The organism is Endothiovibrio diazotrophicus, assembly GCF_054657215.1.
This window is the reverse complement of sequence record NZ_BAAHXB010000014.1, coordinates 66,044-78,482: the sequence shown is the minus strand read 5'-3', so window position 1 is coordinate 78,482 and position 12,439 is coordinate 66,044. Positions and strand designations below refer to the sequence as shown.

The 12,439-nt window shown below is 68.0% G+C and carries 11 protein-coding genes; 6 read left to right on the top strand and 5 right to left on the bottom strand.

The window, feature by feature from the left end; translation table 11 throughout:
* The first annotated feature begins 392 nt into the window (after positions 1–392).
* Together ACYQ2W_RS06160 and ACYQ2W_RS06155 are read left to right on the top strand one after the other, a co-directional pair.
* Complete coding sequence (locus tag ACYQ2W_RS06160) at positions 393–1,064, top strand: PspA/IM30 family protein (RefSeq protein WP_459864303.1); 672 nt, start codon at positions 393–395, stop codon at positions 1,062–1,064.
* A gap of 3 nt (positions 1,065–1,067) precedes the next feature.
* The gene (locus ACYQ2W_RS06155) at positions 1,068–2,348 is read left to right on the top strand and encodes a hypothetical protein (RefSeq protein ID WP_459864301.1); all 1,281 of its coding nucleotides are present in this window, start codon (positions 1,068–1,070) and stop codon (positions 2,346–2,348) included.
* Between the two features lie 266 nt (positions 2,349–2,614).
* On the opposite strand, the gene ACYQ2W_RS06150 is transcribed toward ACYQ2W_RS06155, so the two are convergent.
* Positions 2,615–3,061, bottom strand: a complete 447-nt coding sequence (locus ACYQ2W_RS06150; protein ID WP_459864299.1) for an Hsp20/alpha crystallin family protein — start codon at positions 3,059–3,061, stop codon at positions 2,615–2,617.
* Positions 3,062–3,291: 230 nt separating this feature from the next.
* Between ACYQ2W_RS06150 and rpoH the strand changes: the two genes are divergently transcribed.
* The 3 genes from rpoH to ACYQ2W_RS06135 all read left to right on the top strand — a co-directional run bounded on the left by rpoH (position 3,292) and on the right by ACYQ2W_RS06135 (position 5,907).
* Positions 3,292–4,152, top strand: coding sequence for an RNA polymerase sigma factor RpoH (rpoH, locus tag ACYQ2W_RS06145; protein WP_459864297.1), 861 nt, complete (start codon positions 3,292–3,294; stop codon positions 4,150–4,152).
* Positions 4,153–4,297: 145 nt separating this feature from the next.
* The gene (locus tag ACYQ2W_RS06140; protein WP_459864295.1) at positions 4,298–4,834 is read left to right on the top strand and encodes an REP-associated tyrosine transposase; all 537 of its coding nucleotides are present in this window, start codon (positions 4,298–4,300) and stop codon (positions 4,832–4,834) included.
* 107 nt (positions 4,835–4,941) lie between these two features.
* Entirely contained in the window at positions 4,942–5,907 is a 966-nt protein-coding gene (locus ACYQ2W_RS06135) for a zinc metalloprotease HtpX (RefSeq protein ID WP_459864293.1), read from the top strand.
* A gap of 133 nt (positions 5,908–6,040) precedes the next feature.
* Here ACYQ2W_RS06135 and truD read toward each other — a convergent pair whose 3' ends face one another.
* From truD to ACYQ2W_RS06115, 4 genes are all read right to left on the bottom strand, one after another.
* Complete coding sequence (truD, locus tag ACYQ2W_RS06130) at positions 6,041–7,099, bottom strand: tRNA pseudouridine(13) synthase TruD (protein WP_459864291.1); 1,059 nt, start codon at positions 7,097–7,099, stop codon at positions 6,041–6,043.
* Between the two features lie 158 nt (positions 7,100–7,257).
* Positions 7,258–7,746 (bottom strand): 2-C-methyl-D-erythritol 2,4-cyclodiphosphate synthase, encoded by a 489-nt coding sequence (gene ispF / locus ACYQ2W_RS06125; protein ID WP_459864289.1) that lies wholly within the window; start codon positions 7,744–7,746, stop codon positions 7,258–7,260.
* 175 nt (positions 7,747–7,921) lie between these two features.
* Complete coding sequence (ispD, locus tag ACYQ2W_RS06120) at positions 7,922–8,635, bottom strand: 2-C-methyl-D-erythritol 4-phosphate cytidylyltransferase (protein WP_459864287.1); 714 nt, start codon at positions 8,633–8,635, stop codon at positions 7,922–7,924.
* A gap of 76 nt (positions 8,636–8,711) precedes the next feature.
* A complete protein-coding gene (locus tag ACYQ2W_RS06115) occupies positions 8,712–9,269 on the bottom strand; it encodes a chemotaxis protein CheW (RefSeq protein WP_459864285.1) in 558 nt (185 codons plus the stop codon).
* Positions 9,270–9,717: 448 nt separating this feature from the next.
* Between ACYQ2W_RS06115 and aceE the strand changes: the two genes are divergently transcribed.
* Complete coding sequence (aceE, locus tag ACYQ2W_RS06110; RefSeq protein ID WP_459864283.1) at positions 9,718–12,387, top strand: pyruvate dehydrogenase (acetyl-transferring), homodimeric type; 2,670 nt, start codon at positions 9,718–9,720, stop codon at positions 12,385–12,387.
* Positions 12,388–12,439 lie beyond the last annotated feature (52 nt).

The following is a 12,439-nucleotide window of genomic DNA, read 5'->3' as shown; positions in this document are numbered from 1 at the left end:
GCCGCGATTGCTTGCAAGGATGTAGGTGCTTGGCGTGAGCAGGATGCGGAAGCCGCGCACCATGTCCGTTCCTACCCACTGCAAAATCAAGGCGCCTCACTCCGTCGCGATCGCGGCCTAGGGGCCGCTCCTACAGTGAAACGCGGCGCTATCGATCGATCGCAACACGTTATTCAGACATCGCCTTCTCCCGCCCCCCACCCGCCTCGTCCCGCGTGGCACATCAATTGAACAAAGACCATGCAAAAAACGCACTTTAGTCCTTGGAAAAATGGACTCTCCAATCCGCCAACGAACAAAAAGGAAAGACAAAACAATGTGATATCCAAACAGGCCGACATGGCACGGCTCTTGTCCCTCCCTGGGCGAACCCTCACCCAAGGAGCACGACCATGTCCGTACTGAAACGCATCACCGCCACCCTCCACGCCCGGGTCGAACGGGTGGCGAACCAACTGGAGAACCACGACGCCGTGGTGGAGGCGGCGCTGCGCGACGGCCGCCAGGCGCTGGCCTGCTCGAAGGTGCGCCTCGGCCGCGTGCGCCACGACGGCGAGCGGCTGGCGGCGGCACTGGAGGAGGCACGCGGCAACGAGGCGCAGTGGTCGGCACGGGCCCGCGCCTGCGCCGACGACGAGGCCCAAGCGTTGGAGTGCCTGCGCCGCCGGCGCGCCCAGGGGAAACGGGCGGAGGAGCTGGAGCGGGCCGTGGCGGATCACCGCGAGCGCGCGGGGCGACTCGCCGCCGAAGTGGCCGCCGCCGAGCGGCGGCTCACGGCCTTCGCCGACCGGCGCAACCTGATGCGCGGCCGGGAGTCCGCCGCCGCGGCCCTGGGGACGCTCAACGGCAGCGAGCCCGGCGTGACGGCGGAGCTGGAGGAGACCCTGGAGCGCTGGGAGGTACGGCTTACCGAGGCGGAGCTGGCGCTGGAGCCCGGCGACGGCGCGGGCAACGCGCCCGGTGGCGTGACCGATCCGCTGGAGCGCCGCTTCCTCGACGAGGAGGAACGCGCCTCGCTGCTCGCCGAACTGCACGCCCTGAGCGATGACCGGAAGGAGGACTGAGCCATGGAGATCGAACTCACCCTGCCGGAGGATCGCCCCACCCCGCGGGACCTCCCCGCCCTGCTGCGCAGCCTCGGCGCCCTGGTGGTGGCGCTGTCGCTCTCCACCTTCCTGTTCCAGAACTGGACGCCGGGCGACGACCTCCAGCGCTACCTGATGCTGCTCGGCCAGACGGCGCTCCTGGCCGCCCTCGGCATCGGCTGCGGCGCGCTGCTGCGCGAGACCAAGGGGGCGCGGACCTTCCTCGGTCTGGCGCTATTGGCGGTACCGGTCAACTTCACCATCCTCGGCGCCCTGCTCTACTCCCTCCACGGGAGCGTCGTGGCGCTCCCCGAGGTGGCCACCTGGCGCGCCGGCGAGCCGATCGCCCTCTATCTGACCGGGGCCGCCGCCCTGCCGCTGCTGGCGGCGGTGGCGCTGTTCGCCATGCGCGTGCTCAGCCGCCGCTCGGCACCGCGGCTGGCCGCGCTGCTGTTCGCGCTCAACGCCCTGCTGCTGCTCCCCACCCGCGATCCGGACATCGTCGGCGGCCTGTTGCTGGTCGCCACGGTCGCCGCCTTGCTGGGGGCGCTGCGCGTCGGCCGCGACGACCCCGCCCGCCACACCCTGGAGGGGGGCGTGGCCCGCGCCAGCCTGCTGCTGCCGCCGCTGATCCTCGCCGGACGCAGTCTCTGGTTCCACCAGGCCGACACCCTGCTGCTCACCGCGGCGGCCCTGTCGCTCTACCTGCTGCTGCGGGGCGCAGCCCTGGAACTGCCGCCGGCCTCCGCCTGGCGCCGCTTCCTGGAGCCCCTCTCGACCCTGCCGGCGGGACTCACCGCCTGCGGCGGCGCCGTGCTGGCCGCCTCCATCGGCAACGGCGAACCGCAACTGCTCGTCTTCCTGGCGACCCTCGCCGGGCTGCTCTTCGAGCTCTCCACCCGGGCGGTCGACGGCACGCCCTACCGCTGGGCCGCGACCCTCACCGCCGGTGGCGGCCTGACCCTCAACCTGCTGCTCTTCGGCGGAACGCCCAACGCTCTGGCCGCCCTCGCCGCAGGCGGCATCCTGCTCGCCCGCGGCTTCGCCACCCGCCGCCGTGGCCCCCTGCTGGTCGGCCTGCTGACCACCGCCATCAGTCTGATCCACCAGATCGTCCAGATCACTACCCTGTTCCACCTCGGCACCTGGGGCGGCCTGGCGCTGCTCGGCATCGCCGCCATCGTCGCCGCCTCGCTGATCGAACGCCACGGCCCGCGGCTGCGCGCCGAGGCCGCCCGCTGGCGGGAGCGGTTCGATGGTTAGGGGGCAGCACAAGCCGGATCACCACGAGGAGTGTGAATTGGCGAAGCGTGTACCAACGATAGGGGGAATGACCGCATCCCGACCCGCGGCCACCGGACCATCGGATAATCCATCCGCGATCCAACATGGTGCCCTCGTTTGACACGGCGCCCGAAAAACCCACTCCGAACCAGCAAGGGAGCCGCAAAACCTTCCCGCCCTTCGGGTCAAAAAAATCGGCGGCGAGCCATAGGCCCGCCGCCGACGAGTCTGCACGGTCCGGCCCGTCAGTGGGTAACGCTGACCTCGATCCGCCGCGGCTGCACCTCGGCCCGCTTGGCGATGGCGATCTGCAACACGCCGTCGCGGTAGTGGGCCTCCACCCCCTCCGGATCGGCGCTCTTGGGCAGGGCGAAACGGCGCTGGAAGCGACCGCCGCGCCGCTCGACGCGGTGGAATCCCTGCTCGTGGCCCCGCGCCTCGAAGCGGCGTTCGCCGGCCAGGGTCAGCACCCCCTTCTCCAGGGTAACCTCCACCGCCGCGGGATCGACCCCCGGCAGGTCGGCGCTGATCAGGAAACGCCCCTCCTCCTCGCGGACATCCACCGCCGGGCTCCATTCGCCGGCGCTCGTCGACTCGGCGGCATCAGCGGGAAGACGGCGGTCGAAGAAACGGCCGATTTCGCCGTAGAACGGGTCAGCCATGCGGAAGGGATCGAAACGTACGATGGTCATGGTGGAATCCTCCAGGGTGGTTGGGAACGCCCGGGGGGGGCGTGCTCTACCAGGGCACGTAAGGCCCCCTCCGACACTTTCAAGAGGCGGTGCCTGCGTAATCCCACACTTGAAACCAAATGGGCCTGTCCCTATCTAATTCAGCGCCCTGGACGGAGGCTGGCACTCTCGCCTGGAGAGTGCTAAAACATGGGTAGCCACTAATACATGACGCAGAGGAGAGATCGAAAATGGCCCAGTCGCTGATCCTTCGCGAACACACCCTGCCGCTGGCCGTCGGCAGCTTCGAACGTTTCGTGCAGGCCGCCCACGGGGTGCCGATGCTGAGCGCCGAAGAGGAGTACTCGCTGGCGGTGCGACTGCGCGACTCCAACGACGTGGAGGCCGCCCAGCGCCTGATCCTCTCCCACCTCCGCTTCGTGGTGCGGATCGCCCGCGACTATCGCGGCTACGGCCTCCAGCTGGCCGACCTGGTACAGCAGGGGACCCTCGGCCTGATGCGCGCGGTGCGCCGCTTCGACCCGGAACAGGGGGTGCGGCTGGCCGGCTTCGCCGTGCACTGGATCCGTGCCGAGATCTACGAATACGTCCTGCGCAACTGGCGCATCGTCAAGGTCGCCACCACCAAGGCGCAGCGCAAGCTCTTCTTCAACCTGCACCGGATGAAGAAGCGCCTCGGCTGGTTCACCCGCGAGCAGATCGAGGAGGTGGCCAATGATCTCGGGGTGAAGCCCGAGGAGGTGGAGGAGATGGAGGGGCGCCTCTCCGCCCACGACCAGCTGTTCGACGCCCGCTCGCTCACCGACGAGGACGACGCCGACCATCGCCAGTCCCAGAGCTACTTGGCCGACCTGCGCTTCGAACCGATGGAGGAGGTGGAGCAGGCGCAGGAGGAGGCGTGGCAGAGCGAGGCGCTACGCGCCGGCATGGCCGAGCTGGACGAGCGCTCCCGCGACATCCTCCAGCGCCGCTGGCTCGACGAGGAGAAGGCGACCCTGCACGAACTGGCCGCCGAATACGGCGTCTCCGCCGAACGCATCCGCCAGATCGAGGCCGCCGCGATGAAGAAGCTGCGCAAGCGGTTTCTCTAGAGAGAAACCGCTCATTGGGTGAAGACCGCAGAGGGGGCTATTTCAGCCCCCTCTCACCGAGCACGTAGGGTGTGCCGACGATAGGAGGCGCACCACCCCAACGCCGGCACAATGCCAAACAATGGCGACGTCAGGGAGGAACTCGATGTCCAACTACCGTCGCCACGCCCTGAACAACCGTGCATTGTTCGTCACCGTCGTCACCGCCCAACGCGCCCCGATCCTCGGCGATCATGTCGACGCCTTGAGGACCGCCATCGGCCACGTCCAACAACGGCACCCGTTCAACCTCCCCGCCGCCGTGATCCTCCCCGACCACTGCCACCTGCTCATGGAACTTCCGGAGGGTGAGGAGAACTACTCCTTGAGAATCCGCCAGATCAAGGAGCGCTTCACCCGCCTCGTACCCGACGCGGTCTCCCCCACCGACAGCCGACTGAAACGACGAGAACGCGGCGTCTGGCAACGCCGCTTCTGGGAGCACCAGATCCGCGACGAAGAGGACTTCCGCCGGCATCTGGAGTACATCCACTACAATCCGGTCAAGCACGGTTACGTCGGCCGTTGCCGGGATTGGCCCTACTCCTCGTTCGAACGTTGGGTTCAGCGCGGCGTGTACGCACTGGACTGGGCGGAAGACAAACCACCCGAAGTGATCGACAAACTGCAAACCGGAGAGTAGTCAGACCCTTTTGACCGGTGCGCCTCCTATCGTCGGCACACCCTACCCGAGCCCTGTAGGGTGTGCCGACGATAGGAGGCGCACCATCCGAACGGAGCTGCCGCGCCATGACCTACCTCGACCCCGACGCCATCCGCGACCACCGCCTGCACAACCGCCTGCAGGCCGTGCTGATCATCGGCGGCATGGCGCTGCTGCTGGGGCTGTGCGGGGAGCTGCTGCTCGGCGAGGGGGCGTTCCTGTGGCTGGCGTTGATCACCGGGGCGACCCTGCTGCTCACCCCGCAGATTCCGCCAAGGGCGGTGATGCGTCTCTACCGTGCTCGCCCCATCGAGCGTTGGGAGCTGCCGGAGCTGGCGGCGATGATCGAGACCCTGGCGGCACGGGCCCGGCTGCCCGCGGTGCCGCAGCTCTACTACGTGCCGAGCGCGACCCTCAACGCCTTCACCGTCGGCAACCGGGAGAACGCGGCGGTGGCGGTCACCGACGGCCTGCTGCGCGGGCTCGATGCGCGGGAGCTGGCCGGGGTGCTGGCCCACGAGGTGAGCCACATCGCCCACCACGACATCCGGGTGATGGGGCTGGCCGATACGGTGAGCCGGCTCACCGGGCTGATGGCCGGCCTCGGCCTGCTGCTCACCCTGGTGGGGCTGCCGCTGTGGCTGCTCGGGCTGGCGGAGATCTCGCTGTCGGGCCTGGCGCTGCTGCTCTTCGCGCCGACCCTGGCCGCCCTGCTCCAGGCAGCGCTGTCGCGCAGCCGCGAGTTCGAAGCCGATCTCGGCGCCGCCGAGCTGACCGGCGATCCGCAGGGGCTCGCCTCCGCCCTGGCCCGCCTGGAGTATCCGGCATGGAGCGGCTGGCGGAGGATCTTCGCGCCGCGGGGCAGGGAGAGCGCCCCCTCCTCACTGCGTAGCCACCCGTCGACCGAGGAGCGGATTCGACGGCTGTTGGAGCTCGCCCCGCGACGGCGTGTGGAGCCGTTCTCCTTCGCCAGTCCCTCCCGCCGACTGCCCCCCGATTTCATCGTCGTCACCCGCCGCCCCCGCCACCACTGGAGCGGTCTCTGGTACTGATTTTTTGCCGGGTTACGCCCCGGGTGGGCGGAGCCCACCCGGGGCGTAACCCGGCAAAAAATCAGCATGTGTTTTGGGAATGTGGGGCGGGGAGGGGCCGCGGGATCGGGGGCTTCAGGGTGAGTGGGGCGAGTTACTCGGTCGCGGGCCTTTCGTCCCGCTCCGCTTCACGATGTCGGACCCACTCCCGCAGCACGCCGGTGGCGTAGCCGCCCGCCGGCAGCGAGAACTCCACCACCACGCCATCGCTCCCCTCGAAGGACCAACGGAGGTCGCCCACCGGCAGCCGCAGCGGGCGGCGCTCCTGCTTCAGCCCGGCGTGCTCCAGGCCGTCGCGCCAGGTGGCCCAGCCGGCCAGCAGCCGCTCCTCCAGCGCCAACGCCTCACCACCGGGGAGCGGACGGCCCCGCCCCCACATCGGCCCCGAGGGGTGGAGGTCACCCACCGCCACCCGCCGCAGGATCTCCTCGTCGATGGTCTCGGCGACGAAGTGGCTGCCGCTCCCATCCAGCACCAGCACCTCCCCCGCCAGGGGCCGATCCCAGCTCCCCTCCGCCACCCGCGCGGCAAGCACCTCGTTGAACAGCCGGCTGCGCGCCGCCGACAGGTAGATCCCCCGCTTGTGCCGGTCCTTCACCCGCCGGCCGCCGAACATCGCCTCGGCGTGGAGCAGGTTGTTGCCCTCCCGCCCGAAGCGCTGCTCACCGAAGTAGTTGGGCACCCCCCGTGCGGCAATCGCCGCGAGCCGCTCCCCCAGCGCCGCCACCGCCCCCTCCAGCTGGCGCACCACCAGTCGGAAGCGGTTCCCCTTCAGCGCCCCGCGGCGCAGCTTGCGCCCGTGGCGGGCGGTGCTCAGCACCCGGATCCCCTCCCCCTCCAGCGGCGCGAACTCCGGCGTCTCCCGGTTGCCCAGGTGGAGAGAGAACCACTGACGGGTCACCGCGAAGCGGTCCTTCATGCCGGCGAAACCCACGTCCGCCGTGCGCAGCCCGGCCAGCTGGGCCAGCCGCCGCGCTACCCATTCGGTGTTGGCGTCGCGCTTCTCCACCCACACCAGCAGGTGCTCCCCCTCGCCGTCCGGCTCCACCAGTGGAATCTCGTCGACGAAGAAATCCTCGGGCGTGGAACGGATCACCCCCGAAACCAGCGGATCACCGTGGGCGAAGGGCAACGAATCGACGGAATAACTCATGGGCAGGGGGTCTCGATTGATGGTTCTGGGAAGAAACGCAAAGAACGCAGAGACGCAGAGAACGCGGAGAACGCGGAGAAGAAAAAACAATCATCTTCTTCTCTGCGCTCTCTGCGTCTCTGCGTTCTCCGCGTTATTTGTCGGGCGTAAAAAAGAAGTTACGAAGTGAGCGAGCCGCCCTCTTCGAGGAGGGCGACGGCGGTGGCCGCGATGCCCTCCTTGCGGCCGGTGAAGCCCATCCGCTCGGTGGTGGTGGCCTTGACGCTGACCCGGTCGACGCTCACCCCCAGATCCGATGCCAGCAGCGCGCGCATCGCCTCCACGTAGGGGGCGAGCTTCGGCACCTGGGCGATGAGGGTCAGATCCACGTTGCCGATGCGCAAGCCGCGCAGCGAGAGCAACTGCACCACCCTGCGCAGCAGGATGCGGCTGTCGATCCCCTTGAACTCGGCACCGCTGTCGGGGAAATGGCGACCGATGTCCCCGAGCGCCGCCGCCCCGAGCAGTGCGTCGCACAGCGCGTGGATCGCCACATCCCCATCGGAGTGCGCCTCCAGTCCGTGCGTATGGGGCACCTCCACCCCGCCCAACACCAACCGCCCCCCCTCCTTGAAGGCGTGCGCATCGAAACCCTGCCCGATTCTCATGTGGTCTTACCTTGGCTTTGGGATGATCGACGCAGAGAACGCAGAGGCGCAAAGAACGCAAAGAAGAATTTCAATGTTGCGGTGAAAATACGCCACACTCGTCGGCAAGTGGCCATACCCACAAAAACATTGTCATTCTCCTCTCTGCGTTCTCTGCGTCTCTGCGCCCTCCGCGTTATCCATCCGTCGTGTGTTGTGCCCGCAAGTAGAACTCCGCCAGGGCGAGGTCCTCGGGGCGGGTGATCTTGAGGTTGTCGGCGTGCCCCTCCACCAGCAGCGGCCGGTGGCCGGCCCACTCCATGGCGGAGGCCTCGTCGGTGACCAGTTGCCCGGCGGCCAGCGCCCCCGCCAGCGCCTCGCGCAGCACCCCGAGGCGGAACATCTGCGGGGTCAGGGCGTGCCACAGCCCGATGCGCTCCTCGGTCCGCACCACCTCGCCGGCAGCGTCGGCCCGCTTCATGGTATCGCGCACCGGCACCGCCAGCAGACCGCCCACCGGATGATCGGCCAACCGCTCGATCAACCGGTTGACGTCCTCGCCCCGCAGGCACGGGCGGGCGGCATCATGAACCAACACCCAGTCCGCCGCATCGGCGAACGCCGCCAACCGCGCCAAGGCATTGAGCACCGAGTGGCAGCGCTCGGCCCCGCCGTCGACCCGTTCGAGACGACGCTCGCAACGAAAGTCCAACCCCTCCCAGTAACCGTCCTCGGCACCCAGTGCCACCACGATCCCATCGATCCGCGGATGGACGCCGAGCCGGGCGAGGGTCTGTTCGATGACGGTGCGACCCGCCAGCGGCAGATACTGCTTCGGCACCGCGGCCTTCATCCGCGCGCCGACGCCTGCTGCGGGCACCACCGCCCAGAATCGGGGATTTTCACTCATCGCCATAGTCAATCGCCATACACAAAAAGGCCGGCGGGAATACCCGCCGGCCCACTTTCGATCCTGCGCCGCCCAGCTACGCGGTCGCGCCTTCGGCCAGCGCCTTCTTCACCACCGGGGCGCCCACCGCCCGGGTCAGGGTCATCAGCTCGTCGGAGCGCAGCAGCCGATCGCTGTCGAGGAGGATCAGCATGCGGTCCTTGACCGTGGCGATCCCCTTGACGAACTCGGCGTGGATCACCGAGCAGAAGTCCGGCGGCGGCTTCAGCTCGTCGGCACCGACGTTGTGCACGTCGGAGACCGCATCCACCACGATCCCCATGGTGTGGGTATTGCCGCCCCCCGGCACCTTGATCACGATCACCACGGTGCGCGGACCGTAGGGGATCATCTCCTGACCGAACCGCTCGCGCAGGTCGATCACCGGCACGATGTCGCCGCGCAGGTTGATCACCCCCTTGATGTAGCCGGGGGCCTGGGGGATCGGGGTCACCGTCTCCCAGCCGCGTACCTCCTGGATCTTGTGGATGTCGACCCCGTACTCCTCGTCGGCAAGCAGAAAGGTCAGATACTGGTCGGCGTCCGAACCGACGTCCAGCTCGTCGTAGTCGCTATTGTAATCACCGGCGTTCACCACAATCTCCCACTGGGTCCGGGTCGTTACGGGCCTCGAGCAGAAACGATTGACCCAAGATTGCGCGGGATCGCCGTCCGCCGGCAAGGTGCGCAAAGGGGCGCATAGCCCGGCTATGCAACCCTTTGCGCAACGCCGCGGGCGGGCGGCAAGACAAGCAAGATTGGGACGATTGCTCCTGTCCGAGGCCCTGAAGCCCCTCGGCGGACCGTGGCCGGGGGCCCTTCTCACCCGCCAAATTTAGCAGAAGCGGGCCGGCGACGGATCGGCAAATTGACCGCGGTTCCCGCCGGATGGCGTTTCCAAAGGAAAAAACGTACAATATCGCCCTTTGGTTTCGCCGGTTTTTCAACCAGTTAGCGTTTACGAACGGCAATAACGACCCGTTTCCGGGCCGTCGGCGGATATCGCCGCCGACCATCGCCCGCCACGGGGGAGCATCCGACACATGGCAGACAACCCGAATCAATTCGAAGACATCGACGCCCAGGAGACCCAGGAGTGGCTCGACGCCCTCGACGCGATCATCGAGGCCGAAGGCCCCGAGCGCGCCCACTACATCCTGGAGCAGCTGATCGACAAGGCGCGCCGCTCCGGTGCCTACCTCCCCTACACGGCGACCACCGCCTACCTCAACACCATCCCCTCGCACATGGAAGAGCGCCTGCCGGGGGACGCGGCGATGGAGCGCCGCATCCGCTCCCTGGTGCGCTGGAACGCCATGGCGATGGTGGTGGCGGCCAACCGCAAGCCGGGCGGGGTGGGCGGCCACATCGCCTCCTACCAGTCGGCGGCGACCCTCTACGAGACCGGCTTCAACCACTTCTTCCGCGGCCCCCAGGCGGAGCACGGCGCCGACCTGATCTACTTCCAGGGCCACTCGGCGCCCGGCATCTACGCCCGCGCCTACCTCGAAGGGCGCCTCAGCGACGAACAGATCGCCAACTTCCGCCGCGAGGTGGGCGAGCAGGGCCTCCCCTCCTACCCCCACCCGCGGGTGCTCCCCGGCTTCTGGCAGTTCCCCACCGTCTCCATGGGCCTCGGGCCGATCCAGGCGATCTACCAGGCGCGCTTCATGAAGTACCTGAACGACCGCGGCATCATCGAGGCGGGCGACCGCAGGATCTGGGCCTTCCTCGGCGACGGCGAGACCGACGAGCCGGAGAGCCTCGGCGCGATCTCGCTGGCCGGCCGCGAGAACCTCGACAACCTGATTTTCGTCGTCAACTGCAACCTGCAGCGCCTCGACGGCCCGGTGCGCGGCAACGGCAAGATCATCCAGGAGCTGGAGGGGACCTTCCGCGGCGCCGGCTGGAACGTGATCAAGGTGATCTGGGGCTCGCGCTGGGACGAGCTGCTGGCCAAGGACACCAACGGCATCCTGCGCAAGCGCATGGAGGAGGTGGTCGACGGCGACTACCAGACCTACAAGGCGAAAGGCGGCGCCTACGTGCGCGAGCACTTCTTCGGCAAGTACCCCGAGCTGGCCGACCTGGTCGCCAACATGAGCGACGACGATATCTGGCGCCTCAACCGCGGCGGCCACGACCCGCACAAGATCTACGCCGCCTACGCCACCGCCACCAAGGTGAAGGGCCAGCCCACCGTGATCCTCGCCAAGACCATCAAGGGCTACGGCATGGGCGAGGCCGGCGAGGGGATGAATATCACCCACCAGCAGAAGAAGATGGGCGACACCGCGCTGCGCCACTTCCGCGACCGCTTCGCCATCCCGGTGAGCGACGAGCACCTGGCCACCGCCGCCCTCTACCGCCCCGGCGAGGAGAGCCCCGAACTCAAGTACATGAAGGAGCGCCGCGAGGCCCTCGGCGGCTACCTGCCGTCGCGCAACCGCGAAGCGCCCGCCCTGGAGGTGCCGGAACTGGCCGCCTTCGACGGTCTGCTGAAGGGCTCCGGCGAGCGCGAGATGTCCACCACCATGGCGATGGTGCGCATCCTCACCCAGCTCACCAAGGACAAGAAGATCGGCAAGTACATCGTGCCGATCGTCCCCGACGAGGCGCGCACCTTCGGCATGGAGGGGCTGTTCCGCCAGGTTGGCATCTACTCCTCCAAGGGCCAGCTCTACGAGCCCGAGGACGCGGCCCAGCTGATGTATTACAAGGAGTCGAAGAGCGGCCAGATCCTCGAAGAGGGGATCAACGAGGCCGGCGCCATGAGCTCCTGGGTCGCCGCCGGCACCGCCTATTCCAGCCACGGGGTCAACATGATCCCGATCTACATCTTCTACTCGATGTTCGGCTTCCAGCGCATCGGCGACCTGGCCTGGCTGGCCGGCGACATCCAGGCCAAGGGCTTCCTGGTCGGCGGCACCGCCGGGCGCACCACCCTGGCCGGCGAGGGACTCCAGCACAACGACGGCCACAGCCACCTGATCGCCGCCACCGTCCCCTCCTGCATCGGCTACGATCCCACCTTCGCCTACGAGCTGGCGGTGATCGTCCAGGACGGCCTGCGCCGGATGTTTGTTGCGCAGGAGAACGTCTTCTATTACATCACCGCGATGAACGAGAACTACGCCCACCCGGCGATGCCCGAGGGGTGCGAAGCGGGGATTCTCAAGGGGATGTACCTGCTCCGCGAAGGAGAGAGCGGCAAGCAGCGGGTGCAGCTGCTCGGCTCCGGCACCATCCTGCGCGAGGCGATCGCCGCGGCCGAGCTGCTCAAGGCCGACTTCGGCGTGGAGGCCGATATCTGGTCGGCCACCAGCTTCACCGAACTGCGCCGCGAGGGCCTCGATGCCGAGCGCTGGAACCGCCTCCACCCGACCGCCAAGAAGCCGCGTAAGGCCTATGTCACCGAATGCCTGGAGAATCGTGGCGGGCCGGTGATCGCCGCCAGTGATTATATGAATGCGTTCGCCGACCAGATCCGCGCCTGGGTGCCGGGCCACTACACCACCCTGGGGACCGACGGCTTCGGCCGTTCCGACTCGCGGGAGCAGTTACGCGCCTACTTCGAGGTGGATCGTTACCACATCACCATCGCCGCCCTGAAGGCGTTGGCCGACGAAGGGAGCATCCCCTCCGGTGAAGTTACCGAGGCGATCAAGAAATACGGCATCGATCCCGAAAGGCCCAACCCCGCGGACCTGTAAGCACGCCCTTTTTCCTGTAGGAGCGGCCCCTAGGCCGCGATGGTTCGGGGCA

What these genes read in the sequence shown, in the direction of transcription:
- ACYQ2W_RS06160 (WP_459864303.1), top strand. Translation starts at nt 393, where the DNA reads ATGTCCGTACTGAAACGCATCACCGCCACCCTCCACGCCCGGGTCGAA.
- ACYQ2W_RS06155 (WP_459864301.1), top strand. Translation starts at nt 1,068, where the DNA reads ATGGAGATCGAACTCACCCTGCCGGAGGATCGCCCCACCCCGCGGGAC.
- ACYQ2W_RS06150 (WP_459864299.1), bottom strand. Translation starts at nt 3,061, where the DNA reads ATGACCATCGTACGTTTCGATCCCTTCCGCATGGCTGACCCGTTCTAC.
- rpoH (WP_459864297.1), top strand. Translation starts at nt 3,292, where the DNA reads ATGGCCCAGTCGCTGATCCTTCGCGAACACACCCTGCCGCTGGCCGTC.
- ACYQ2W_RS06140 (WP_459864295.1), top strand. Translation starts at nt 4,298, where the DNA reads ATGTCCAACTACCGTCGCCACGCCCTGAACAACCGTGCATTGTTCGTC.
- ACYQ2W_RS06135 (WP_459864293.1), top strand. Translation starts at nt 4,942, where the DNA reads ATGACCTACCTCGACCCCGACGCCATCCGCGACCACCGCCTGCACAAC.
- truD (WP_459864291.1), bottom strand. Translation starts at nt 7,099, where the DNA reads ATGAGTTATTCCGTCGATTCGTTGCCCTTCGCCCACGGTGATCCGCTG.
- ispF (WP_459864289.1), bottom strand. Translation starts at nt 7,746, where the DNA reads ATGAGAATCGGGCAGGGTTTCGATGCGCACGCCTTCAAGGAGGGGGGG.
- ispD (WP_459864287.1), bottom strand. Translation starts at nt 8,635, where the DNA reads ATGAGTGAAAATCCCCGATTCTGGGCGGTGGTGCCCGCAGCAGGCGTC.
- aceE (WP_459864283.1), top strand. Translation starts at nt 9,718, where the DNA reads ATGGCAGACAACCCGAATCAATTCGAAGACATCGACGCCCAGGAGACC.